Genomic DNA, 24578 nt, shown 5'->3' on the forward strand with positions numbered 1-24578 from the left:
CCGGCGGCCCTGTATCTGGCGGCGGCGGGGGTGGGGCGGATCACCCTCAGCGACGAGGACGTGGTCAGCCTGTCGAACCTGCAGCGCCAGGTGCTCTACGCCACCGCCGACGTCGGCCGGGCCAAGACGCAGGCGGCGGCGGAGCGGCTGGAGGGCCTGAATCCCCATGTGACGACCCGGGCCGCGCCCGCGGTGACGGGGGCTAACGCGGCGGAGATCGTCGCTGGCCACGACCTGGTGCTCGACGGCACGGACAATTTCGAGACCCGGCTGTTGGTCAGCGACGCCTGCCTGGCGGCGGGCGTCCCTCTGGTCACCGGCGCCATCGGTCGCTGGACCGGTCAGGTGGGGGTGTTTGCCGGAAAGCCGTGCTACCGCTGCCTGGTGCCGGAGGTTCCGCCCGACGCGGAGACCTGCGTGGCGGTCGGGGTGGTCGGGGCGCTGGCCGGGGTCATCGGCTCGATGATGGCGCTGGAGGCGGTAAAGCTGCTCGCCGGGGCGGGCCAGCCGCTGGCCGGGCGGCTGCTGATCTACGACGGCCTGGCGGGCGAGAGCCGCACGGTGAAGGTGGGCGCCGACCCGGCCTGTCCGGCCTGCGGCGGTTGATTCAGCGAGCCTTTGGCGCCGCGATCGCCTATAGGATTGAGAGCCGACGGGAGATGCGCGTTTCGCGACGACACGTCGGCTCGAAAGGACCGCCGTGTCCAATCCTCCCCCAGTCCGCCAGATCCTGATCGATCCCCGGTCAACCGGACGACGCTCCGCGAGCCGGCCGTCCTTCGCTCCCGTCCTTGGGGATCCGCGCTCGACGCGGTCGCCCCGATGAGCGGCCTCTACGGGTTCTTCAAGGCGCTCAGCGCCGATCCCATCCTCGATGCGGAGGTGCGGGCCGAGGCCTGGGCTCTGGGCGGGCGCCATCGCGGCGAGGTGCTGGAGGGCGCGCGCACCGAGCTTTCCGCGGGCGGCCTGTCGCCTCGCCGCCAGACCCTGCTTCGGGCGGTGATCCGCAGTCGGGAGGCGGCGCGGCCATGAGCGAGGAGGAGGCGGCGCGCCTACGCCGCGAGAACGACTATCTCAAGCTTCGGGTCGCCACCCTGGAGGGCGACGTCGGCGACCTGAACGCGGAGGTCCACCGTCTGCGGCAGGTGCTGGACCACACCCTGGCCCGGCGGGCGGCCACCCGCCCTGATCCCCTGTCGGGAGGACAATGACGTGACCCTGACCGACGGCCAATGGACGGCGCTGAAAAACCTCGGCGAAAAGGCTTCCGGTCAGCCGGTGGACTGGATCAACATCGCCGATGCGCGGGCGTTGACCGAGCTTGGCCTGGCGGCCCGAAATCGCGAGGGCTGGACGATTACGGCCGCGGGCTCCGCCGCCTTGCAGGCCGGCGAGCCCGAGGGTTGATCCGAAGACAGTTCATTCGGCCGCCGGGACGGGGTAGGCTGGCGCCATGAAAACCTCCTTTCCCTTGTTCGCCGGCGCGCTCCTCGGCTCGCTGATCCTGGCCGCCTGTGGGCCCCAGTCCGAGAAGGCCGACAAAGTTCAGGTCGCCCCGGCCACCGAGGCCACGATGCCGGCCGACGCGTCCGGCGCCGTTCCCGCCTGGTCCGCCAGCAACGACGGCATCGGCCCGATCAACGGCGCCACCGCCTTCGACGCCGCCACGGTCACCGCCCTGTTGCCGGGCTCCGAGATCAAGACCGCCTACCTGCATGAGGAAGGCGGCGAGACGCCGATAATCACCGCCTATGGCCCCCAGGAGCTGTCGCTCGAGCTGCAGGGCGCCAAGGGCAAGGTCAGCCGCATCCTGGCCCAGGGTGGCCCGGTGGTCGGTCCCAAGGGCGAGAAGATCATGGACTCCTTCAAGGTGTCCGGCTTCGCCGCCACCGACTGCGTGCTCGGCGCCGACCGCATGTCCGGCGCCGCCCTCTGCCGCCGGGCCGACGCCCCGAACCTGGCCCTGGTCTATGGCGCGCCGGGCGAGCTGAAGGGCAATCCCGGGGACGCGCCGGACGCCGCCGCCCTGGCGGAGAAAGGCTTCCTGCGCGAGTTCCTCTGGCAGGCCCCGATCGCCAATTGATCCTGCTGGCCGTCGATACCTGCCTGGATGCCTGTTCGGCCGCTTTGGTGGACGGGGAAACGGTGCTGGCCGCCTGCTCCGAGCCGATGAGCCGGGGGCATCAGGAGCGGCTGGCGCTGATGGTCGAGGAGCTGATGGCCGGCCGGTCGTTCGCCGACCTGGACCGTGTGGCGGCCACCATCGGCCCCGGCTCCTTCACGGGCCTGCGGGTCGGCCTGGCCTTCGCCAAGGGCCTGGCATCGGCCCTTTCCATCCCCTTGGTCGGGGTCGGCGCCCTGCCGGCGCTGGCGGCGGGGCGAAAAGGCTTCGTCTGTGCGGCTGTCGATGCCCGCCGCTCGCAGATCTATCTCCAGGCCTTCCGGGACGGCGCCCCGCTGATGGCCCCCGACGCCCTGGCGGTCGAAACGGCCGCCGCCCGCCTGGCCGAGCTGGCTGGGGACGGCCCGGCCACCCTGGTCGGCTCCGGCGCGCCGCTGCTCTCGCCTCTGCTGCCCGACGCGGTGGTTGAAACCCCGAACGGGCCGGACCCGGTGGCGGTGGCCAGACTGGCCCTTGCGGTTCGGGACCCGGTTCCGCCGGCTCGGCCGCTGTATCTGCGCACGCCGGACGCCAAGCTACCGGGGGGCATCGATCCCTATGCCCCCGCCTGAGGTGCTGGCCACGCTGCACGCCCAGGCCTTCGACCACCCCTGGAGCGCGGCCGAGTTCACCGCCCTCCTCGACAGCCCCGGCGCCTTCGCCATCGCCCAGGAGGAGGGCTTTGTTCTCGCCCGCGCCATCGCCGGGGAGGCGGAGATCATCACCCTGGCCGTCGCGCCCGCCGCCCGCCGGCAAGGGCTGGCCACCCGGCTGATGGAACAGGCGGTGGTCCGGGCCATCGCGCTGGGGGCCGAGGCGATGTTCCTGGAGGTGGCGGAGGACAACCATGCCGCCGCGCGCCTCTATGCCGGCCTGGGGTTCGAGATCGCCGGCCGTCGGGTCGGCTACTACCGCCGCACGGACAGCCCGCCCATCGACGCCCTCGTGATGCGGCTTTCCCTTAACAGGTGAGCCCCGTCCCACTATCTTGCGGCTGACTCGCCGGAGGCCCCATGGACCGTCTTGAAAAGCTCTGCATCGAAAAAGGCATGCGCATGACGGACCAGCGCCGGGTGATCGCCCGCGTGCTGTCCACTGCCACCGACCATCCGGACGTCGAGGAGCTGTACCGCCGGGCCCACGGCGTCGATCCGCACATCTCGATCGCCACGGTCTATCGCACGGTGCGATTGTTCGAGGAGGCCGGGATCATCGAGCGGCACGACTTCCGCGACGGCCGCTCGCGCTATGAAGAGGCGCCTGATCATCACCACGACCACCTGATCGACATGAAGACCGGCCAGGTTGTGGAATTCGTCGACGAGGAAATCGAACGGCTGCAGCAGGCCATCGCCCGCAAGCTCGGCTACCGGCTGATCGATCACCGGCTGGAACTCTACGGCATGCCGCTCGAGGAGGGCGAGAAGGTCCAGTAGCGGGTTAGAAAAGCACGACCGCCGCCAGGAAGGTGACGCCCGCGACGGCGGCGCCGACCGAGAACCACAGCATCTTCGAGGGGTTCTCTTCCACCGCCACCACCGTGGTCGGGGTGGGGTTTTCGGCCAGCCGCACGATGGCCTTGGCGGCGCGGTGGACCTCGGCGGCCAGTTCCCGCACCCGCGCGGCCGGCGACAGCTCGCGAGTGATCCAGCGGCGGACGATGGGGTCGGCGGCGGCCCACAGGTCGTGTTCGGGATCGATCCGGCGGGCGACGCCCTCGACCGTGACCATGGTCTTTTGCAGCAGCACCAGCTCGGGGCGCAGTCGCATGTCGAACAGCGCGGTGATCTCGAACAGCTGGGCCAGCAGCCGGCCCATCGACACCTGGCTGGCGGCGCGGCCGAACACCGGCTCACCCACCGCCCGCAGGGCCTGGGCGAAGGCGGCGCGGTCGTGGTGGGCGGGCACGTATCCGGCCTCGAAATGAATGTCGGCCACCCGCTGGTAGTCGCGCATCAGGAAGCCGTAGAGGATCTCGGCCAGAAACCGCCGCTCCATGGGGCCGAGCCGGCCGACGATGCCGAAGTCGATGGCGGTCAGACCCGCCGGGGGGCTGACGAACAGGTTCCCCTCGTGCAGGTCGGCGTGGAAAACGCCGTGGTCCAGGGCCTGCGCCAGGAAGGCGCGGGTCAGGTTGTTGGCCAGGGCCGGGCGGTCGAAGGCCGGATCGTCCAGGGTCGTGGGATCGGAGAGGGGCCGCCCGCCCGCCCATTCCTGGGTCAGCACCCGCTTGGCGACTCCGTCCCAGACGATGGCCGGGACGGCCATGAAGGCGTCGCGGGCCATGACCTCGCGCAGCTCGTCGGCCCCGGCGGCCTCGAACCGCAGGTCCAACTCCAGGTCCAGGGCGCGGATCACCGTCTCGACAAAGGCGCGGGGCTCCAGCCGGCGGGCCGGAGGGACCATGGCCTCGACCAAGTCGGCCGCCAGCCGCAAGGCGCCGCTGTCGCGGGCGACCTGAAGCTCAACGCCGGGCCGCAGCACCTTGACCGCCACCTTGCGTCCGTCGAGCAGTTTGGCTTCGTGCGCCTGGGCCAGAGAGGCGGCGGCGACCGGCTCGCCGAAGCCGGCGAAGAGGGCCTCGATCGGCCGGCCCAGCGATCGCTCGACCTCGGCGCGGGCGACCTTGGTCGGGAAGGGCTCCAGCCGGTCCCTGAGGTGAGCCAGATCGTCGGCGAACTGGCCGCCGAAGATATCGGCGCGGGTGGCCAGGAACTGGCCGAGCTTGATGGCGGCCGGGCCCTGGCGCTCCAGCACCCGCGCCAGCCGCTCGCCGGGCCGCCCCTGGCGCGCGGGGCCGCCGGCCGGAATCCGCAGCAGGCTGGCCGCCAACCTCGCCGACGGGGGCAGGTGGTCGTGAATCTCGCGCGGCAGCAGGGCGTCGGCCCTCACCAGCGCCCAGCCCACCCCGATCAGCCGGCCGATGGCCGATAGAGACGGCATGCTAGATGGCCCAGCCGTGATGCAGGGCGGCCACCCCGCCGGTGAAGTTGGTGTAGGTGACTCTGGAGAACCCGGCCTCGCGGATCATCGCGGCGAAGGTCTCCTGATCCGGGAAGCGGCGAATGCTCTCGACCAGATACTGGTAGCTGGCCCGGTCGTTGGCGACCATCTCGCCGATGGCCGGGATGGCCTTGAAGCTCCACAGGTCATAGCCGGCCCGCAGGGCCTCGCTCACCGGTCGCGAGAATTCCAGGCAGAGGAACCGCCCGCCGGGCTTCAGCACCCGCCGCGCCTCGCGCAGGGCGGCGGAGATGTCCGTCACGTTGCGGATGCCGAAGCTGATGCAATAGGCGTTGGCGCAGGCGTCCGGCAGCGGCAGCCGCATGGCGTCGCCAACGCCCCAGGTCAGCTCCGGCTCGCCGCCCCGGGCTATCCCGGCGGCGATCATCTCGGCATTGTAGTCCAGCACGTGGATGACCGCGTCCTCGCCGCCCCGACGCAGCTGGGCGGCGCGGGCCATTCTGGCGAACCGCCGGGCCATGTCGCCGGTGCCGCCGGCCAGGTCGAGGATCACCTCGCCGGGCTGGGGATTGAGCCGGGCGGCGACCGCGTCCTTCCACAGCCGATGGACGCCGGCGCTCATCAGGTCGTTCATCAGGTCGTAATTGCCGGCGACCCGGTCGAAAACGCCCCGCACCAGTCCCGGCTTCTCGGCCGGATCGACGTCGCGGTATCCAAAGGTGGCGCGCTGCTCGCTCATGCGCTGTCCATAGACCGCGAGGCCGGTCTTCGCTAGCCAACTGGAGCGCGTCAGGCGGAAGTGGTTCCGGTTCCGTCGCCCGACGCGCGACAAACCAAGGACTGCTATGCCCGAGTTACCTGAAGTCGAGACTGTCCGCCGTGGATTGCAGCCGGCCCTGGAGGGCCACCGGCTTGTCCGCGTGCAGCTCAATCGACCGGATCTGCGCTTCCCCCTGCCCGACGGCTTCGTGCAGCGGCTGACGGGCGCGCGGATCGATCGCCTCGACCGCCGCGCCAAATACCTGCTTGGACACCTCGACCGGGGCGATATCCTGGTGATGCACTTAGGGATGACCGGCCGGTTCGAGATCGACGGCGCCACGCCCGGCGAGTTCGCCCGCGCCGTCGACCCCGACCCCAAGCACGCCCATGTGGTGTTCGAGACCGAGGCCGGGGCCTGCGTCACCTACTACGACCCCCGGCGGTTCGGCTTCATGAGCCTGATCCCGGAGATGGATATCGACAGCCATCCCTGGTTCGCCGGCATGGGACCCGAGCCGCTTGGCCCCGACTTCACCGAGGCGACCCTGATCAAGGCCTTTGCCGGCCGCAAGCAGGGGCCCAAGACCCTGTTGCTGGACCAACGGACCGTGGCGGGCCTGGGCAACATCTATGTCTGCGAGGCGCTCCACCGGGCGGGGATTTCGCCGCTCAAACCCGCCGGGGGGATCGTGAAGAAGCGGATCGGCCCGCTGGTCAACGCGATCAAGGACGTGCTGGCCGAGGCGGTCGAGGTCGGCGGCTCGACCCTGCGCGACTTCGCGGCGGCCGACGGAGCGCTGGGCTATTTCCAGCATCGCTTCCGGGTCTACGACCGCGAGGGCGAGCCCTGCCCGACGCCGGGATGCGGCGGGACGATTGCACGCCTGGTCCAGTCGGGGCGATCGACGTTTTACTGCCCGAAATGCCAGAAGTAGGGACCACTATGTCGCTCTCCCCCCGCTTGCGGCAGGGCTATCGCATATGGCGGGAAGCGACTTTCAAGCCCTCTCCCTGAGGGAGAGGGAGGGGCCCGCGCTGCGAATGCAGCGTGGGAGGGAGAGGGTTTACGCTGCCTGCTCTACTCCCACCGTCCCTAAACCCTCTACCTCCCACGCCCTTTGGGCGCGGGCCCCTCCTTCTCCCTCAGGGAGAAGGAAAAGAAATCCGGACCAATTCTCATATGCGATAGCCCTCCTCCCTCAGGGAGGGGGGGAACGGTTCGGAGCGTGAGCGACGGACCAGGCGGGGGGCGTGACGAGTGACGGGACGGTTGGGCTTGCCTGGGACTCTGTCCGGATGAGGCTCAGACCCAGCCCGGTCTCACGAACCCCCCTCGGTTTGGCTCGCTTGCAGCGCTCGCCAAAGCCACTCCCCCCGCGAGCGGGGGGAGAGCGATCATCTCAGATCCCGAAGTCGTAGCCGAAGTCGTGCTTCAGGTGCTCTTTCAGGATCGCCTGCAGCCGGGCCGTGGTTTCCGGCGTCCAACGCGTATCGCCGCGACCATCCTCGCGCACGGCCCGGCCGGGCGCGCTCGGATCGTCGAAGGCCAGCATGTTTTCCTTGGTCCCGGCCCTGACCCCCGCCTCGATATCCTCGGGCCGCAGGTCGATCCCCAGATGCCCCGCGATCACCGCCAGCTGGGCGGCCGGGTCGCGGCGGAAGTCCTCGTACTTCAGGATATGGGTCTCGGCCGGAAACCGCTGGGCCACCTCCCCCCAGCGGTTCATGAAGCGGATGTACCACCAGACATCGCAGACATAGGTCTTCGAGGTCGGGTCGCCCTCGACATAGACCTCGAACGGCACGGCGTACTTGGTCTTCCACTTCTCGTAGTTCGAGATCAGCACGTCGCGCATGTCCCGCATCACCACCGCATAGGTCGGCAGGGGCGCAAGGCCCCGCACCCAGCCCCACTGCACCGGATAGGCCGGGATCGAATGGCTGGAGGCGATGCGTGGCACGCCCTGGAAGGCCAGTTTGTGCTTCGGGTGGCCGATCACCGCGTTAGATGTGTTGTTGTTGTAGAACTTCGGCGGCTCCAGGCCGTAGCGGTGGGCCATCGCCCAGCTCAGCATCCACTTGATCCAGTGCGTCCCCGAATGCTGGCCGGTGACCAGATAGCCGTCCCAGTCGCGGTGCTTGATCAGCGCCAGGTTGGTCAGATCGCGGTTGAGGCAGTGGAGGGCGAAGGCGGTGTTCATGTCTTGAGCGTCGCGGCCAGTGGGCTATGAGTTCGGCTATGACCTACGAAACCCTGATCGTCGAGACTCCCGAGGACGGAGTCCTCCTGGTGAAGCTCAATCGCCCTGAGGCGCTCAATGCGCTGAACAGCCAGCTGCTGGCTGACCTGGGCAGGGCGCTGGACGCGGCGGAGGCGGATGACGCCGTCCGCTGCCTGGTGCTGACCGGCTCGGAAAAGGCCTTCGCCGCCGGCGCCGACATCAAGGAGATGTCGGACAAGACCTACGCCCAGATGTTCAAGCTGGACTTCTTCACCGCCGCCGCCCGGCGCATCGAGACCTTCCGCAAGCCGATCATCGCCGCGGTCAGCGGCTATGCGCTCGGCGGCGGCTGCGAGCTGGCGATGATGTGCAGCTTCATCATCGCCTCGGAGACGGCCAAGTTCGGCCAGCCGGAGATCAACCTCGGCGTCGCCCCCGGCATCGGCGGCACCCAGCGGCTGACCCGCTTCGTCGGCAAGTCCAAGGCCATGGACATGATCCTGACCGCCCGGATGATGGATGCCGCAGAGGCCGAGCGCTCGGGCCTGGTGTCCCGCGTCGTGCCCGCCGACAAGCTGATGGAAGAGGCGCTGGCCGCCGCGAAGAAGATCGCCGGCCAGTCGCCCCTGGCCGTGGCCATGAACAAGGAACTGGTCGAGGCCGCCTACGAGACCACCCTGACCACCGGGGTCGCCCTGGAGCGCCGCCTGTTCCACAGCCTGTTCGCCTTCGACGACCAGAAGGAAGGCATGGCGGCCTTCGTCGAGAAGCGGAAGCCGAACTTCACCGGGCAGTAGTCGGGGGGACCGGATGCTCGCCCACGGGCGGGCTTCCTGTCCCCGACCAGCACCAGCGTCTGGATCGCGCTCGGCTCGACCGCCGGCGCGGATCGGGGACAGGTAGGCCTTCGGCCAACCGGTCCCCTAAGGCGCCGTCAGCAGGGTCAGCCGCATGGGGCTCGCCGCCGGCGTGTCCACGAACCGGTCGGCGTCCGGGCTGGCCAGCCATTTGGCGAAGGCGACGGCCGCGTGTTCGGACTGGAAGTCGCCGCGCGGAACGACCAGCTGCACCGGGCCCTCGGCAACCTTGCGGGTCCAGCGGTTCTCCAGCTTGGCCAAGCCCAGGCGCTGGATGCGGTCGGCCTGCCGAAGCTCGCGGGTGGCGATCAGGCCGCCCCGGAGCGCCTCCATCTTCAGCCCCAGTTCGCGCTTGGAAATGTCGGTCACGATCTGGACCTCCGCGCCTCGGCGGCCGGGCCAGGCGTTGGCCGCGGTTTCCAGCGGCCCGGCCAGGTCCGGGTCGCAGACGATGACCAGCGGCGCGGGAGGCATCAGGCCGCAAGCCCCCAGGGGAAGGGCGAGCCAGGCGAGCAGGACGGTGCGACGGCGCATGGCGCCAGCTTATCCGCCGGGGCGGTGCTGGCGAGGGGGAATCCGCATTGACCACCGGGGCGCCTTCCCGTATATCGCCGCGCTTCCGATTATCCGGTGGGCGGCCCGAGGCTCCCGCTGTTCCGTTCAAGGTTTCAAGAGACACCCATGGCCAACAATCCCGGCGCCAAGAAAGCGATCCGCAAGATCGAACGCCGCACCGAAGTGAACAAGGCTCGCCGCTCGCGCGTCCGCACCTTCCTGCGCAAGTTCGAAGAGGCCGTGACCTCCGGCGACGCCACCGCCGCCAAGGCCGCCTTCGTCGAGGCTCAATCGGAGCTGATGCGGGCCGTCTCCAAGGGCGTGGTTCACAAGAACACCGGCTCGCGCAAGGTCTCGCGCCTGCACGCCCAGCTGAAGAAGCTGTCGGCCGCCTAAGCTTTAGGCGCCAAGCCAACCTTCTGAATTTTCAGAGTTTTTCGAGCCGCCCGAGAGCCACTCTCGGGCGGCTTTCGTTCGTCCGCTGATCACAGCCGTGCGACCCATTAACTCAGTCCCCGGAACTAGAATTAAGGTTTTCCCTTGCCAGGCGAGGGGCTCTCTGGAGTCAACAGATTTATCCGCCAGAGACTCCAAATTTCATGTTTGACCCCCCCTGAACGGCGGCTCTAAGGTTTCTTTCTCAGCGCTTTTCATCCCGGAGTTTTCGGGCTCCCGGGCGGCGGCGACGGATAGAGTCTATCCGCCGCGCGGGGAAGAATTGCGCCTTGAGAACCGGGACTTTCGTCGTGGGGGCGGACGTTTCGGACCTGGGCTGAAGCAAGAAAAAAGATGGTGGGCAATGATAACATCTGGCGGGCAGAGCATGACCTCTTCGGCCCCGGCGATCTCGGTTTGGGGAAAGGCCTGCACGGCCCTTCGTCGCGAGCTCGGCGAGGCGGATTTCGGGTCGTGGCTGGCCCAGGCCGCGCTGCGAGAGGGGCCTGACGGGGCCCTGGTTCTGGTCACCCCCACGGGCGTCGCCCGCGACTGGATCCGCCGCAACGCCTGGCGGCGTATTTCCGAGCTCTGGGCTCAGAACGACCCGCAGGGTCGTCGCCTTGATCTCAAGTCGCGGATGGAGTTCGAGTCCACCGGCGGCGTGTCGCCGGTCGCCGCCTCTTCCAGCGCGCAGGTGATCGAGATGGCCGACCCGGTGTCTTCCGACATTCCGCTGGTCTCGCCGGCCACCGCCGGGGCCCGGCCCCAGCGCAACAGCGGCCTGCAGGAGCGGTTCAACTTCGACACCTTCGTGCCGGGCCCGGCCAACGAGTTCGCCCATGCGGTCGCCAAGCGGGTGGCCAGCTGGGCCGACGGCCACTTTAACCCGGTCGTCTTCCATGGCCCCTACGGCTTCGGCAAGACCCACCTGCTCAACGCCATGGCCTGGGAGGCCATGCGCAACGCCCCCGAGAAGAAGGTGGTCTACCTGACCGCCGAACGCTTCCTGTCGACCTTCGTCCGCGCGGTGATGGATCGCCAGACCGCGGCCTTCAAGGAAGAGCTGCGCGCGGCCGACCTGCTGCTGATCGACGACGTCCACTTCATCGGCGGCAAGCAGTCGTCGCAGGAAGAGCTGTTCCACACCCTGACCGCTCTGATGGAGGACGGAAGCCGGGTGGTGTTCTCCGCCGATCGGCCGCCGGCGGCGCTGGATGAGGTCGACGCCCGCCTGCGCAGCCATCTGTCGGCGGGCCTGGTCTGTGGGCTGGAGCCGGCGGATCGCGGCCTGCGCCTGGGCATCCTGGAGCGCAAGCTGGAGGCCCTGGGCCGCACCGGCGGCTTCCAGGCCACGGCCCGGATCGAGGTCATGCAGTTCCTGGCCGACCGGTTCACCGACAGCGTGCGGGAGCTGGAAGGCGCCCTCAACACCCTGATCGCCCGGGCCGGCGAGGACGTGCGCCTGCTCAGCCTGGAAGAGGCCCAGAACATCCTGCGCCCGCACCTTCGCGGGCAGGAAAAGCGGGTCACCGTCGACGACATCCAGAAGGCGGTGGCCGAGCACTACAGCCTGCGCCAGGCCGACCTGCTCAGCGAGCGCCGCAACCGCGCGATCGCCAGGCCCCGCCAGGCGGCCATGTGGTTGGCCAAGCAACTGACCACCCGCTCGCTTCCCGACATCGGCCGTCGCTTCGGCGGCCGCGACCACACCACGGTGATCCATGCCGTGCGACGGATCGAGGAGCTGAAGGCGGATGACGCGGTGCTGGCGCGGGATCTGGAGACGCTGACCCGGAAGCTGCGGGGGTAGCCCCGCCAGGGGAGCCTCGCAGTCGAAGTCGCTCCCCCTCTGGGCAGGGCTATCGCATATGGCGGCAAGCGACCTTCAAACCCTCTCCCGCGAGGGAGAGGGAGGGGCCCGCGCTGCGAAAGCAGCGTGGGAAGGAGAGAGTTTACGCTGCTTGCCCTATTCCCACCGTCCCTAAACCCTCTTCCTCCCACCGCTTCGCGGCGGGCCCCTCCTTCTCCCTTAGGGAGAAGGGAAAGAAACCTAGAACCGACGGTCATATGCGATGGCCCTGCCCCTCTGGGGGAGCTGTCCGGCGCGAATAGGCGCCGGACTGAGGGGGCAGAGCCGGCTTGTCAGGTTAGGTGGCGTTCTGGCGCACCTGTGACAGCCGCGTTCATGATCAAACCGAAAGGCGAGCGCTGCCCCCACCACCACGCGCGTATTCGCGCGCGGTCCCCCGCCCCCAAGGCGGGCGGAACTACGGAACCATAGCGCCCGCCTTGGGCCCTACCGTCGCCGCGCCGGCAGGCCGTTCTGGGCGAAGTACAGCATCATCCTCGACCACCCGTCCTGCGCCGCCGCGGCGTCGTAGGTGGCGCGGTAGTCGGCGTGGAAGCCGTGCTGGGCGTCCGGATAGACAATGATGTCGCTGCCGGTCTTCTTGGTTCGGACCAGGATTTCGCGGGCGGCCTCGACGTCCTTCAGCGGGATGCCCTGGTCCTTGCCGGCGTAGAGGCCGAGCACCGGGCATTTCAGCCGGCCGATGGTTTCCAGCGGCCAGGTGCGGTCTGGCTCGCCCAGGAAGCTGCCGGCCGGCGGCCGGGCCAGGCGGCCGTACCAGGCCACCCCGCAGCGGAAGTCCCGCTTGCGGGCGCAGGCCGTCCAGACCACAGCCCCGCCCCAGCAGAAGCCGGTGATGGCCTTGCGCTCGGGGTCGACGAACCGCTGGCCGTTCAGCCAGGCGACCGTGGCGTTGATGTCGCCTTCGGTCTCCGCATCGGTGGTGTCGCCGACGATCTTGCGGATCACCGCGAAGTCGGTGACAGGGGCCGGGTCGCCATGGCGGACGAAGAAGTCCGGAGCGATGGCCACATACCCGGCCTTGGCCAGCCGCCGGCAGGTGTCGCGGATGTATTCGTGGATGCCGAACACCTCCGACACCACCAGAACTGCCGGAAAGGCGCCGCGACCCTTGGGCCGGGCGACATAGGCGGGGATGGCGCGGTCGAAGGAGGGGATCATCTCCACCCCGGTCACCAGATCCTTGTCGTCGGTCTTGATCGGCGCGGCCTCGGCCGAGACGGCGGCGGCCGCATAGCCGGCGAAGAACAGGCCGCCCAGCAGGCGGCGCGAGACGTTGAGATCGCCAGGCTCAGTGCCTTCCGGACGGGTCAGGGTCTGCATGTCGGCTCCTCCCAGCCTGATAGTCTCCTCAACCTAGCGTCGGAATGACGCACCGCAAAGACAGTTGCCCAACATCCGTGATCAGGCGGGCGCCGCCCGGCGGAGGGTCAGGTTGATCCGACCGCCGCCGGGAACCAGGGTGGAACTGCCGGCCAGGATGCGGTCGACGCCGTGGAAGGCCAGCCGGGCCTCGCCGGCCAGCAGGCAGACATCCCCGGACGCCAGCCGCACCGAAGCCGTCCGGCCGCCCCGGCTGGTCCCGCCGATCCGGAACACCGCCGTGTCGCCCAACGACACCGACAGCACGGGGAAGCGGAAGTCGGCCTCGTCGCGGTCTTGGTGCAGACCCATCTTCGCCTCGCCGCGATAGAGGTTGATCAGGCAACTGTCGGGCGGAACCGCCGGATCGGCCAGCCGGGCCCAGAGCGCCAGCAGGACGTCCGGGATCGCCGGCCAAGGATTTCCCGTGCCCGGATGGACCGGCGAATAGCGGTAGCCCCGCGTGTCGGACGCCCAGCCCAGCGCCCCGAATCCGCTCATCGCCACGCTCATCCGCCCGCCGCGCGGGACCCGGTATTGCTCGGCCGGGGCGACCTCCAGGGCGGCCATCACCCTGACGACGAGGGCCTGCTGCGCCGGGGCGTCCAGCGCGGCGGGAAGCAGTTGAAATCCCGATGGAACAGACATGTCTGGACTTCTAGCGCGTCGCCGGGCAAAGCCCCACGGCAATTGGGGTTTTGCCCTTGCGGGACGTTGGTCGATCCCCATATGGCGACTCGAACCGTTGCTTTCCCCAAACGGAAAGTTGCGATCCATTTTCAACCGGCCGCAAGGCCAATCAAGCCGGGGACGGAACAGGGAAACGTCAAGGGCGCTGGAATCCCAGGCCCCCAGGAATTCCGTCCGCCAAACGAGGAGTGAGAGACCGCGAGATGAGCAAGATCATCGGCATCGACCTGGGCACCACCAATTCCTGTGTCGCCATCATGGACGGCAAGAACCCCAAGGTCATCGAGAACGCGGAAGGGGCCCGCACCACCCCCTCGGTGGTGGGCATCCAGGAAGACGGCGAGCGTATCGTCGGCCAGCCGGCCAAGCGCCAGGCGGTGACCAACCCGACCAACACCTTCTTCGCCATCAAGCGTCTGATCGGCCGCCAGTACAATGATCCGGTGGTGGCCAAGGACAAGGACATGGTCCCCTACGAGATCGTGGCCGGTCCCGGCGGCGCGGCCTATGTTCGCAGCCACGGCAAGGACTACTCGCCCCAGCAGATCAGCGCCTTCACCCTTCAGAAGATGAAGGAAGCCGCCGAGCAGCACCTGGGCGAGCCGGTGACCAAGGCGGTCATCACCGTCCCGGCCTACTTCAACGACGCCCAGCGTCAGGCGACCAAGGACGCAGGCAAGATCGCCGGCCTGGAAGTCCTGCGCATCATCAACGAGCCGACCGCGGCCGCGCTGGCCTACGGCCTTGAAAAGAACGACGGCAAGAAGATCGCCGTCTACGACCTGGGCGGCGGCACCTTCGACGTCTCGATCCTGGAGATCGGCGACGGCGTCTTCGAGGTGAAGTCGACCAACGGCGACACCTTCCTGGGCGGTGAAGACTTCGACATGCGCGTCGTCGACTACCTGGCCGACGAGTTCAAAAAGGAAACCAGCGTCGACCTGCGCAAGGACAAGCTGGCCCTGCAGCGCCTGAAGGAAGAAGGCGAAAAGGCCAAGAAGGAGCTGTCGAGCGTCACCCAGTACGAGGTGAACCTGCCCTTCATCAGCATGAACGCGTCCGGCCCGCTGCACCTGAACATCAAGCTGTCGCGCGCCAAGCTGGAAGCGCTCGTCGAGGACCTGGTCGCGAAGACCATCGGCCCTTGCGAGCAGGCCCTGAAGGACGCCGGCCTGAAGAAGAGCGACATCGACGAGGTGGTCCTGGTCGGCGGCATGACCCGCATGCCCAAGGTCGTCGAGGCGGTGAAGGAGTTCTTCGGCCGTGAGCCCCACAAGGGCGTGAACCCGGACGAAGTCGTGGCGCTGGGCGCCGCCGTTCAGGCCGGCGTTCTGCAAGGCGACGTCAAGGACGTGCTGCTGCTGGACGTGACCCCGCTGACCCTGGGCATCGAGACCCTGGGCGGTGTGTTCACCCCGCTGATCGAGCGCAACACCACCATCCCGACCAAGAAGAGCCAGACCTTCTCGACCGCCGACGACAACCAGTCGGCCGTGACGATCCGGGTCTTCCAGGGCGAGCGGCCGATGGCCAACGACAACAAGATGCTGGGTCAGTTCGATCTGGCCGGCATCCCGCCGGCGCCGCGCGGCATCCCGCAGATCGAGGTCACCTTCGACATCGACGCCAACGGCATCGTTCACGTGACCGCCAAGGACAAGGCGACCAACAAGGAACAGGCCATCCGCATCCAGGCGAACGGCGGCCTGTCGGACGCCGACATCGAAAAGATGGTCCAGGAAGCCGAGGCCAACAAGGCGGACGACGAGAAGCGCAAGGCCGGCGTGGAGGCCAAGAACCAGGCCGACGCGGTTATCCACTCGACCGAGAAGGCCCTGGCTGAACACGGCGACAAGGTGAGCGCTGAAGACAAGACCGCCATCGAGACGGCCCTGGCCGACCTCAAGACGGCGGTCGAGGGTGACGACGCCGAGGACATCGGCGCCAAGACCCAGACGCTGATCCAGGCGTCGATGAAGCTCGGCGAGGCCATGTACAAGGCCCAGCAGGGCGAGGCCGCCGGTTCCGAGTCTTCGGCCTCGGAAACCACCTCGGACGAAGGCGTCGTCGACGCCGAGTTCGAGGAAGTGGACGACGACAAGAAGTCGGCGTGACAATGCGCCCCATCGTGAAGGCGGCTCAGTTTAGGCATACCTCTCTTCGGGGAGCGTCGCCGCCGCCTTCGCGAACGCACGCAGAAGTCCCGTCCCGCATCGCCGTCTCCTGCTTGGAGAATGGGCTTGAAGCGGGACGGGATACTTCCCATCTCCAAACATCGACGTCTGGGTAAGCTTAAGCCGCCATGCGCGACTACTACGACATCCTTGGCGTGCAGCGTGGCTGCGACGACGCGGGCCTGAAGTCCGCGTTCCGCAAGATGGCCATGCAGCACCATCCCGACCGCAACGGCGGCTGCGAAGACGCCTCCGCTCGCTTCAAGGAAGTGAACGAGGCCTATTCGGTCCTCAGCGATCCGCAGAAGCGCGCCGCCTACGACCGCTTCGGCCATGCCGGGGTCAACGGCATGAATGGCGGCGGTGGCGGCCAGGGCTTCCACGACGTCCACGACATCTTCAACGAGGTGTTCGGCGACGCTTTCGGCGAGATGTTCGGCGGCGGCCGTGGCCGCCAGCAGCGCAACAACGGTCCGGCTCGCGGCGCCGACCTGCGCTATGACCTGGAGATCAGCCTGGAGCAGGCCTATGCCGGCGCCGACGTCGAGATCAAGGTGCCCTCCAGCATCACCTGCGAGGTCTGCGACGGCTCCGGCGCCAAGCCCGGCACCAGCCCCACCGTCTGCGGCAGCTGCGGCGGCGCCGGACGGGTGCGGGCGACGCAGGGCTTCTTCTCGATCGAGCGCGCCTGCCCCCGCTGCGGCGGCTCGGGCAAGATGATCATGGACCCCTGCAAGAACTGCCATGGCGCCGGCCAGGTGCGGAAGGAACGGGTCCTGTCGGTGCGCATCCCCGCCGGGGTCGACGATGGCTCGCGCATCCGCCTGGCGGGCGAGGGCGACGCCGGTCAACGCGGCGGCCCGCGCGGCGACCTCTACATTTTCCTGTCGGTCACGCCGCACGAACTGTTCGAGCGCGATGGGCTGGACCTGCTGTGCACCGTGCCGGTGCCGATGGCCACCGCCGTACTCGGCGGCGACATCGAGGCGCCCTGCCTGATGGGCGGTGAGAAGTGCGACGGCCAGTGCCGGCTGATGGTGAAAGTCCCCGAAGGGGTGCAGACCGGCAAGACCGTGCGGCTCAAGGGCCGGGGCATGCCGTCCTTGCGCTCGCGCGAGCGCGGCGACCTGGTGGTCGAGCTGTTCGTGGAGACCCCCACGCAGCTGTCGGCTCGCCAGAAGGAGATCATGCGCGAGTTCGCCGATCTGACCGGCGAAGCCCAGCACCCCAAATCCGCCAACTTCGTGGGCAAAGCCAAGCGCTTCTGGTCGAACGTCACGGGCGCTTGAGCGCATCTCAGGCTGACCGCGGCGTCAAAAGGGCCTAGGACGGCCCTCGTGTCCCATTCGGCCAGAACGGCCGTGCGTTCGGAGCGGTGAATGTCGCGAGCCCTATTTTCCGCATCCCGACCCCTGGCCCTGGCCCTGACCCTGGTTTGCGGAAGCCTGGCCGCCGTTCCGATCCTGCATGATGTCGCTTTCGCGCAGGGGTCCTGGCGCACCCACAAGGACAGCAAGTACGGCTACCGCGTCGAGTTCCCCGGCGTTCCCTCCCTCTCGCAGGACACCACCCCCGGCGGAGCGACGATGGACATCGCCCGGCTGGAGGCCGGCACCACCGGCGCCTTCCTGGTCATCTCGGTCAGCGGCGCGCTGGACCCCAAGACCGCCCTGGACGCCGCCACCAGCGGCGCCCTGGCGGTCGGCGGCAACCAGCTGGTCAGCAAGGCCGACCTCACCGTCGACGGCGCGCCGGCCCGGGACCTGATCATGCGCTCCACCGAGACGGGCGTCACCATGCAGATCCGCATGGTCATCCAGGGCACAAGTTTCCATCAGGTCATGGCTGTCGGCGCCGCCGACGCCCCGCTGGAGGGCGCCGACCGCTTCATCAACAGCTTCCGTCTGAGCGCCCCGGCCGCCCCGGCGGCGCCTGGAAAGATGGCGCCGGTGGCCGACTAAGCCCCCTTTTCGTCTCGCGAGTTTCCAGGTCAGCGCTAAGTTGCTCCTCGTTGGGTAGGAGTCCTGAAGATGCGCAAGTTTGCCTGGCTGTCGGCCCTGGTCCTGCTGGTCGTGGGCTCGGCCGCCTTTGCCCAGCCGGGCTGGACGCGGTTCAGCTATCCCGACGAAGGCTTCTCCATCAACCTGCCGGCCGCCCCCGACATCCGGTCCGAAACCAGCAGAGACATTCGCTTCAAATTCTACGCAGCCCGGCAGGGGGATGTGATGATCGCGGTCATCTCCGCCACCTTCGCCGACAAGGACCGCGACATCGACGCTTCCTTCGACGCGGCCGCCAGGGGTAGCGAGGCGCGCGGCGATCGCCAGCTGTCGCGCCAGCGCATCGATATCCCCGGCGCCGTGGCCGAGGACATCGTCGTGGTCACCTCGACCGGAACCACCATCACCAAGCGGGTGATCTACCGGGAGGGCAAGCTCTATCAGCTGCTGATCGGCGTCCCCGAGGGCGTGGCGGCGCCGGCCTGGGTCGACCCGTTCAAGGCCTCCTTCACCTTCGTCGCGCCCTGAACAGAGGGCGCATTTGGGCCTGTCGATTCACCGCCGCCGCCGTTAGGTTGGCCGTTCGATGAACGCTCCTGTTTCCCTGCCCGAAGCCGCCGGCGCCACGCCGGTCATGGCCCAGTATTTCGAAGCCAAGGCGCGCCAGCCGGACGCCCTGGTCTTCTTCAGGATGGGCGACTTCTACGAGCTGTTCTTCGAGGACGCGATCAAGGCGGCCGCCGCCTTAGGCATCAGCCAGACCTTCCGAGGCAACCACAACGGCCAGCCGATCCCGATGGCTGGGGTGCCCGTCCATGCGGCCGAGGCCTATCTCGCCAAGCTGATCCGCACAGGCTTCAAGGTCGCCGTCTGCGAGCAGATGGAGGACCCTTCCGAAGCCAAGAAGCGCGGTTCCAAGGCTATCGTTCGCCGGGACGTGGTGCGGATTATCACCCCCGGGACCCTGACCGAAGACAGCCTGCTCGACAGCCGGGGCGCCAACCGCCTCGCCGCCGTGGCCCTGCGGGCCGGCCAGGCGGCGGTGGCCAGCGTCGAGCTATCCACCGGCCAGGTGGAGAGCCTGCTGCTGGCGCCCTCCGGCCTCGCTGCCGCGTTGGCCGCGCTGAGCCCGTCCGAAACTCTTGTGCCCGACCGCCTGTTCGCGGACGAACATCTGTCGGCGGCCCTCAAGCTGTCCGGCGGTCTGGTCCAGCCGATGGCCCAGGCCCTGGCCGAACCCTCCGCCAGCGAGGCGCGGGTCAAGCGGCTCTACGGCGTCGAGACCCTCGATGGCTTCGGCGGCCTGTCGGGCGCGGAGATCTCGGCGCTTGGCCTGATCGCCGCCCATCTGGAGGTCACCCAGGCGGGGCGGATGCCGGCCCTGTCGCCGCCGCGCCGGGCGGGCGAGGCTGACGTCATGGCCATCGACCCGGCCACTCGGACCAGCCTTGAGATCGAGAAGACCACTGGCGGCCAGCGGGAAGGCAGCCTGCTCGGCGCTATCGACCGCACCGTCACCGCGCCAGGCTCGCGCCTGCTGGCCGAGCGGCTGGCCCGGCCACTGCTCGATCCTGCCCGGATCGAGGCGCGTCTGGATGCCGTGCAATGGTTCCTGGAGCGCCGCCGCCTGCGCGAGGAGACCCGCGAGGGCCTGCGCCGGGCAGGCGACATGGCCCGGGCGCTGTCTCGCCTGGCGCTCGGTCGGGGCGGTCCGCGCGACCTTGGCTGCCTGCGCGATGGCTTGAAGGTCGGGGAGGCCCTTGCCGGCCTTTCGGTCGGTGAACCTCTGACCCCGCCGCCGGCCGAGATCGAGGCGGCGCTGACCGCGATCGCTCCCAGCAATTCCATCGACCTGTCGGGCCTGCTGGCGACGCTCGAGACGGGCCTCGGCCCCGACCTGCCGGCCCAGGCCCGCGACGGCGGCTTCGTCGCCGAGGGTATCCGCCCCGAACTCGACCAGGCGCGCGGCCTTCGCGACGATTCCCGCCGGGTGATCGCCGGGCTGGAGACGCGGCTGGCGGCCGAGAGCGGGGTGCCGCTGAAGATCCGCCACAACGCCGTGCTCGGCTATTTCGTCGAGACCACGGCCGGCAAGGCTGACCCCCTGTTCCAGCCGCCGCTGAACGCCACCTTCATCCACCGCCAGACCCTGGCCAACCAGGTTCGGTTCACCACCGTCGAGCTGGCCGACCTGGACGCCCGCATCGCCCAGGCGGGCGAGCGCGCCCTGGCCATCGAGGTGCAGACCTTCGAGGCCTGGCGCGACCAGGCCGCCGCCCTGGCCGAGCCCTTGCGCGCGGCGGCGGCGGGCCTCGCCTGCCTGGACGTCGCCAGCGCCCTGGCCGAATGGGCCGAGGACGCCGGCGCCTGCCGCCCGTCGGTGGACAACAGCCTGTGCTTCGACGCCAAGGCCGCCCGCCATCCGGTGGTCGAGGCGGCGGTCCGCCGCCAGGGCGACCCCTATACCCCCAATGACTGCTGCCTGGATGGCGCGGGGGCGCAGGGCGCGCGTTTGAGCATCGTCACCGGCCCGAACATGGCCGGTAAGTCGACCTTCCTGCGCCAGAACGCCCTGCTGGCGGTGCTGGCTCAGTCGGGAAGCTACGTCCCGGCCCAGGCCCTGACCCTGGGCGTCGTCGATCGGCTGTTCAGCCGGGTGGGGGCAGGAGACGACCTGGCGCGCGGCCGCTCGACCTTCATGGCCGAGATGGTCGAGACCGCCGCCATCCTGACCCAGGCCACGCCCCGCTCCTTCGTCATCCTCGATGAGATCGGCCGCGGCACCGCCACCTGGGACGGCCTGGCCATCGCCTGGGCCTGCGCCGAGGCCCTGCACGACACCAACCGCTGCCGCGCTCTGTTCGCCACCCACTATCACGAGCTGGCCAGCCTCGAGGAGCGGATGGCCCACGTTTCCAACCTCTCCCTGCGGGCCAAGGAGTGGAACGGCGACCTGGTCTTCCTCCACGAATGCGGTCCCGGGCCCGCCGACCGCAGCTACGGCGTTCAGGTCGCCAAGCTGGCCGGGGTGCCGCCGCCGGTGGTCGTCCGCGCCCGCGAAGTTCTGGAACGGCTGGAGGCCGACAGCCACAGCCCGGCCAGGCTGGAGGGACTGCCGCTATTCGAAATGGCCGCGCCGACCCCGCCGAAGTTCGGGCCAAGCCCGGCGGAGGAGGCGCTCAAGGGGCTGGACCCGGACGGCATGAGCCCGCGCGAAGCGCTGGAGGCGCTCTACCGGCTCAAGGGGCTGATCTGAGCAGTCCTCGTCGCATCAGGCGGCGCGGCGCTGCTCGGAGCCCAGCTGGAACCGGTCCACCGCGCCGATCAACTCCCGAGCGTCGGACTGCAGCGTCCTGCAGGCGGCGTTGGTTTCTTCAACCATGGCGGCGTTCTGCTGGGTGATCTGGTCCATCTGGCTGACCGCGCTGCTGACTTCGCCCAGGCCGAGCGCCTGCTCGCGGGAGGCCGCGGCGATGGCCGAGACGAGGCTGTCGACCTCCGCGACCCGGCCGGCGATGCGCATCAGCGCCTTTCCGGCCCGATCGACCAGTTCGACGCCCTGGCCGACCTGATCGTTTGAGGTCCCGATCAGCGCCTTGATCTCCCGCGCCGCGTCGCCCGACCGCTGGGCGAGCGCCCTCACCTCCTGGGCGACGACCGCGAAACCGCGACCGGATTCGCCGGCCCTGGCCGCCTCGACGCCGGCGTTCAGGGCCAGAAGGTTGGTCTGGAAGGCGATCTCGTCGATGGCGGTAATGATCTGGGCCATCTGTCCGGAGGACGCGGCCAACGCCTCCATCGCGCCGATGGCATGGCGCACGACCTCGCCGGACTCCTCTGCGTCGGTGCGGGTCGAGGTGACCAGCTTGGCCGCTTCGGCCGCGCCGCCGGCGGACTGGCGGGCGTTGGCGGTCGCCTGCTCCAGGGCGGCCGCCGATTGCTCGAGGCTGGCGGCCTGCTGCTCGGTCCGGCGGCTGAGGTCGTCCGACGCCTGGGCGATCTGGCTGGCCCCGGCCGCGAAGCTCCGGCTGGCCGAAGCCACCGCCTGAAGACTGCCCTCCAGAACCTCAAGGGCGCGATTGTAGTCGTCCTGCAGCTGGCGGTAGGCGGGCGGCAGGCCCGCCACCCGGGCGGTGACGTCGGCGGCCGCCAGGCGGGCAAGCGCTGAGGCCAAGGTGTCGACGACCTGCTTCTGCTCCTCGGCCGATCTGCGACGTTCGGCCTCGACACGGTCGCGCTCGGCGCGGCCGGCCGCTTCCATCTCCGACTGGCGCGCCGCGCTGGCCTTCAGGTCCAGGGCGTTGCGGCGGAAGATCTGAACAGCCTTGCCCATGTCGCCGATCTCGTCGTTGCGGCCGGCGTGGGGCGTATCGCGGTCCAGATCGCCCCCCGCCAGTTGGCGCATGTGCTCGGTGGTGGCCACCAGGGGACGGACGAGACGCCGATCCATCAGGATCATGTTGGCCACCGCCAAGGCGCCTACGAAGGCCGTCAGCAGGCCGAGCGCGGTCAGGGCCAGCGACATCCCGGCCTTGGCGTCGCCTTCCGCCTTCGTCGCCAGGGCGGCTGCCTTGGGGACCATGATGTCCACCGCGGCCCGCTGGGCGTGATAGGCCTCGCGGAGGGCGGCCCGCGCCTTGGCCGCGGTCTCGGTGTCACCCCGCATCAGAGCCGGCATCAACTCATCGAGGGCCACGGCCCAGAACCGGTCCGCCGCCGTCTGGCCGGGGCCGAGCAGGATGGTCTTGATTTCGGGGTCGAAGTCGCGTCCGCGCCAGAATTCAGCACGCGCGTGATAGTCCGCCTTGAGCTTGCGCAGCTTCTTGGCCGCTTCAGGCGCATGTTCCGGGGTCTCCGATGCCTCCAACGCGATCGCATACGGCTCGATCAGATAGAGAGGCGGCGGCAGGATGTCCGCGGTGAAATCCTTGGCGTCGATGATCTGCCCGTAGGCGCCCCCGCCGATGCGGATACTGTCGACGCTCACGATCGACAGGCCGGCGATGGCGATCAGCCCGGCGATCATCCCGCCGCCGAGCACCTGGGTAAACCGTCTGATCCGCATGCCAACGCCCCGCTTGAAATATCGGCGTGATCTGACGTGAAGATGGTAACAGAATCTGAACTGCGAAGGTTAAAGCAGATTTTGTTCACCCAAAAATGGGCGGTTGCGACCGCCTGACGCACCAATTTGAGGGTTACATGAAATAACGATCCAGTAGTGGCACAATCAATTGTTCAGCGAATGCTGATTTTGAACTTCTGGTGGTTAATGACGCTGCTACTCCCGCGTGTAGGGGGTCTCGCATCGCGGGTTGAAGCGGCGGCGAGAGCGGGCTAACCGCAAAGGATGCCCGTGTCTCTACGAACCGCCTATCGCGACCGCCTCGCCGCCGGGGACATCCTTCCGGATGCGGCGCAGTCCCGCGCGGTCGAGGCGCTCGGCCGGCTGGAGTCCGACCTCGACCAGGCTGGCGAGCCAGGCTTTTCCCTGTTCGGGCGCAAGCCCAAGGGCCAGAAGGGCGTCTATCTTTGGGGGCCGGTGGGGCGAGGCAAGTCCATGCTGATGGACCTGTTCTTCGACAGCGCCCCGGTGACGAAGAAGCGTCGCATCCATTTCCACGGCTTCATGGCTGAGGTCCACGCCCATGTCGATGCGTGGCGCAAGGGCGACGCGGCCGCCCGAAGGCTGCGCTTCGGCCAGGCCCGAACCAAGCAAGGGGGGGGCGATGACCCGATCGTCCCCACCGCCGAGCTGATCGCCGACCAGGCGCGCCTGCTGTGTTTCGACGAGCTGCAGGTCACCGATATCGCCGACGCCATGATCCTGGGGCGACTGTTCGAGGCGCTGTTCGAGCGCGGGGTCACGCTGGTGGCCACCTCCAACCGCCCGCCCGACGACCTCTACAAGGACGGGCTGAACCGGCAGCTTTTCCTGCCCTTCATCGACATGCTCAAGTCCCGCATGGACGTCGTGGCCATCAAGGGGCCGAAGGATTTTCGCCTCGACCGGCTGAAGAGCGCCCGGGTCTGGCTCGCCCCGATCGATCCCGACCATGAACGCACCTTCGACACGCTCTGGGCCGACATGTTGGACGGCCAGGCCGAAACCGGCGCCACGCTCGAGGTCCTGGGCCGCAAGCTGCACCTGCCGCGCGCCAGCGGCGGCCTGCTGCGGGCCAGCTTCGCCAGCCTCTGCGACCATGCGCTCGGTCCCAACGACTACCTCGCCATTGCCCAGCGGTTCCACACCCTGTTCCTGGAGGACGTGCCCCGGCTCGACCTGACGAAGCGGTCTGCCGCCCGGCGGTTCAACACCCTGATCGATGCGCTGTACGAGGCGCGCGCCCGGCTGGTGACCCTGGCCGCCGTGGCGCCCCGCGATCTGTATCCGGAAGGGGAGGGGGCGTTCGAGTTCGAGCGCACGGTCTCGCGCCTGGAAGAAATGCAATCTGCCGGGTGGCTGGAACAGGAGCGGGACTGACGGCGGGTCGGCCCCCGCCAACCCGCCGTCTATCCCCCG

The 24578-nt window shown here is 68.9% G+C and carries 25 protein-coding genes; 18 read left to right on the plus strand and 7 right to left on the minus strand.

The features are described from left to right. From GVN21_RS06895 to GVN21_RS06930, 8 genes are all read left to right on the plus strand, one after another. Window positions 1–606: HesA/MoeB/ThiF family protein (locus GVN21_RS06895; protein WP_166573987.1), on the plus strand; the 606-nt coding region annotated here is incomplete at its 5' end. Between the two features lie 216 nt (window positions 607–822). Further along, window positions 823–1032, plus strand: coding sequence for a hypothetical protein (locus GVN21_RS06900; protein WP_166573988.1), 210 nt, complete (start codon window positions 823–825; stop codon window positions 1030–1032). Then, the gene (locus GVN21_RS06905; RefSeq protein ID WP_166573989.1) at window positions 1029–1211 is read left to right on the plus strand and encodes a hypothetical protein; all 183 of its coding nucleotides are present in this window, start codon (window positions 1029–1031) and stop codon (window positions 1209–1211) included. Before GVN21_RS06900 ends, GVN21_RS06905 begins: the two co-directional genes overlap by 4 nt. Before the next feature lies 1 nt (window position 1212). Continuing rightward, the gene (locus GVN21_RS06910; protein WP_166573990.1) at window positions 1213–1407 is read left to right on the plus strand and encodes a hypothetical protein; all 195 of its coding nucleotides are present in this window, start codon (window positions 1213–1215) and stop codon (window positions 1405–1407) included. A 46-nt stretch (window positions 1408–1453) separates the two neighbouring features. Beyond that, window positions 1454–2083, plus strand: coding sequence for a DUF1131 family protein (locus tag GVN21_RS06915; protein ID WP_166573991.1), 630 nt, complete (start codon window positions 1454–1456; stop codon window positions 2081–2083). Continuing rightward, window positions 2083–2733: a tRNA (adenosine(37)-N6)-threonylcarbamoyltransferase complex dimerization subunit type 1 TsaB gene (gene tsaB, locus GVN21_RS06920; protein WP_166574104.1), complete on the plus strand. Its 651-nt coding sequence runs from the start codon at window positions 2083–2085 to the stop codon at window positions 2731–2733. Before GVN21_RS06915 ends, tsaB begins: the two co-directional genes overlap by 1 nt. After that, window positions 2720–3133, plus strand: a complete 414-nt coding sequence (locus GVN21_RS06925; protein WP_166573992.1) for a GNAT family N-acetyltransferase — start codon at window positions 2720–2722, stop codon at window positions 3131–3133. The genes tsaB and GVN21_RS06925 overlap by 14 nt, the downstream gene beginning before the upstream one ends. A 41-nt stretch (window positions 3134–3174) precedes the next feature. Beyond that, window positions 3175–3597 (plus strand): Fur family transcriptional regulator, encoded by a 423-nt coding sequence (locus GVN21_RS06930; RefSeq protein ID WP_166573993.1) that lies wholly within the window; start codon window positions 3175–3177, stop codon window positions 3595–3597. A gap of 4 nt (window positions 3598–3601) precedes the next feature. Here the strand turns inward: GVN21_RS06930 and ubiB are convergent, their stop codons facing one another. Beyond that, window positions 3602–5104, minus strand: coding sequence for a 2-polyprenylphenol 6-hydroxylase (gene ubiB, locus GVN21_RS06935; RefSeq protein ID WP_166573994.1), 1503 nt, complete (start codon window positions 5102–5104; stop codon window positions 3602–3604). 1 nt (window position 5105) lies between these two features. Next, window positions 5106–5864, minus strand: coding sequence for a class I SAM-dependent methyltransferase (locus tag GVN21_RS06940; protein WP_166573995.1), 759 nt, complete (start codon window positions 5862–5864; stop codon window positions 5106–5108). A 106-nt stretch (window positions 5865–5970) separates the two neighbouring features. Here GVN21_RS06940 and mutM point away from each other — a divergent pair, with 106 nt between their 5' ends. Beyond that, window positions 5971–6822 carry a bifunctional DNA-formamidopyrimidine glycosylase/DNA-(apurinic or apyrimidinic site) lyase gene (gene mutM, locus GVN21_RS06945; RefSeq protein WP_166573996.1) on the plus strand — a complete coding sequence of 284 codons (852 nt, stop codon included), beginning with the start codon at window positions 5971–5973 and terminating at the stop codon, window positions 6820–6822. A 465-nt stretch (window positions 6823–7287) separates the two neighbouring features. Here the strand turns inward: mutM and GVN21_RS06950 are convergent, their stop codons facing one another. Then, complete coding sequence (locus GVN21_RS06950) at window positions 7288–8088, minus strand: sulfotransferase domain-containing protein (protein WP_166573997.1); 801 nt, start codon at window positions 8086–8088, stop codon at window positions 7288–7290. Between the two features lie 38 nt (window positions 8089–8126). On the opposite strand from GVN21_RS06950, the gene GVN21_RS06955 reads away from it, so the two are divergent. Beyond that, complete coding sequence (locus GVN21_RS06955; RefSeq protein ID WP_166573998.1) at window positions 8127–8906, plus strand: enoyl-CoA hydratase; 780 nt, start codon at window positions 8127–8129, stop codon at window positions 8904–8906. A gap of 126 nt (window positions 8907–9032) precedes the next feature. Here GVN21_RS06955 and GVN21_RS06960 read toward each other — a convergent pair whose 3' ends face one another. After that, complete coding sequence (locus GVN21_RS06960; RefSeq protein WP_166573999.1) at window positions 9033–9500, minus strand: hypothetical protein; 468 nt, start codon at window positions 9498–9500, stop codon at window positions 9033–9035. Window positions 9501–9647: 147 nt separating this feature from the next. Between GVN21_RS06960 and rpsT the strand changes: the two genes are divergently transcribed. Next, window positions 9648–9917, plus strand: coding sequence for a 30S ribosomal protein S20 (gene rpsT / locus GVN21_RS06965; protein ID WP_166574000.1), 270 nt, complete (start codon window positions 9648–9650; stop codon window positions 9915–9917). Between the two features lie 427 nt (window positions 9918–10344). Then, window positions 10345–11769, plus strand: coding sequence for a chromosomal replication initiator protein DnaA (dnaA, locus tag GVN21_RS06970; RefSeq protein WP_166574001.1), 1425 nt, complete (start codon window positions 10345–10347; stop codon window positions 11767–11769). Window positions 11770–12255: 486 nt separating this feature from the next. Here dnaA and GVN21_RS06975 read toward each other — a convergent pair whose 3' ends face one another. Continuing rightward, the gene (locus GVN21_RS06975; RefSeq protein ID WP_166574002.1) at window positions 12256–13152 is read right to left on the minus strand and encodes a dienelactone hydrolase family protein; all 897 of its coding nucleotides are present in this window, start codon (window positions 13150–13152) and stop codon (window positions 12256–12258) included. An 81-nt stretch (window positions 13153–13233) separates the two neighbouring features. Continuing rightward, window positions 13234–13839, minus strand: a complete 606-nt coding sequence (locus tag GVN21_RS06980) for an alpha-ketoglutarate-dependent dioxygenase AlkB (protein ID WP_166574003.1) — start codon at window positions 13837–13839, stop codon at window positions 13234–13236. Window positions 13840–14084: 245 nt separating this feature from the next. On the opposite strand from GVN21_RS06980, the gene dnaK reads away from it, so the two are divergent. The 5 genes from dnaK to mutS all read left to right on the plus strand — a co-directional run bounded on the left by dnaK (window position 14085) and on the right by mutS (window position 21311). Next, a complete protein-coding gene (gene dnaK, locus GVN21_RS06985) occupies window positions 14085–15995 on the plus strand; it encodes a molecular chaperone DnaK (RefSeq protein WP_166574004.1) in 1911 nt (636 codons plus the stop codon). Window positions 15996–16183: 188 nt separating this feature from the next. Then, window positions 16184–17344: a molecular chaperone DnaJ gene (gene dnaJ / locus GVN21_RS06990; protein WP_166574005.1), complete on the plus strand. Its 1161-nt coding sequence runs from the start codon at window positions 16184–16186 to the stop codon at window positions 17342–17344. 90 nt (window positions 17345–17434) lie between these two features. Further along, window positions 17435–18016 (plus strand): hypothetical protein, encoded by a 582-nt coding sequence (locus tag GVN21_RS06995; RefSeq protein WP_166574006.1) that lies wholly within the window; start codon window positions 17435–17437, stop codon window positions 18014–18016. Window positions 18017–18085: 69 nt separating this feature from the next. Then, window positions 18086–18583 carry a hypothetical protein gene (locus GVN21_RS07000; RefSeq protein WP_166574007.1) on the plus strand — a complete coding sequence of 166 codons (498 nt, stop codon included), beginning with the start codon at window positions 18086–18088 and terminating at the stop codon, window positions 18581–18583. A 58-nt stretch (window positions 18584–18641) separates the two neighbouring features. Further along, entirely contained in the window at window positions 18642–21311 is a 2670-nt protein-coding gene (mutS, locus tag GVN21_RS07005) for a DNA mismatch repair protein MutS (RefSeq protein WP_166574008.1), read from the plus strand. A gap of 15 nt (window positions 21312–21326) precedes the next feature. On the opposite strand, the gene GVN21_RS07010 is transcribed toward mutS, so the two are convergent. Continuing rightward, the gene (locus tag GVN21_RS07010; RefSeq protein WP_166574009.1) at window positions 21327–23120 is read right to left on the minus strand and encodes a HAMP domain-containing methyl-accepting chemotaxis protein; all 1794 of its coding nucleotides are present in this window, start codon (window positions 23118–23120) and stop codon (window positions 21327–21329) included. 285 nt (window positions 23121–23405) lie between these two features. Here GVN21_RS07010 and zapE point away from each other — a divergent pair, with 285 nt between their 5' ends. Further along, entirely contained in the window at window positions 23406–24539 is a 1134-nt protein-coding gene (gene zapE, locus GVN21_RS07015) for a cell division protein ZapE (RefSeq protein ID WP_166574010.1), read from the plus strand. The last annotated feature ends 39 nt before the right edge of the window (window positions 24540–24578 follow it).

Source organism: Caulobacter sp. SLTY (genome assembly GCF_009905535.1).
Classification (GTDB): domain Bacteria; phylum Pseudomonadota; class Alphaproteobacteria; order Caulobacterales; family Caulobacteraceae; genus Caulobacter.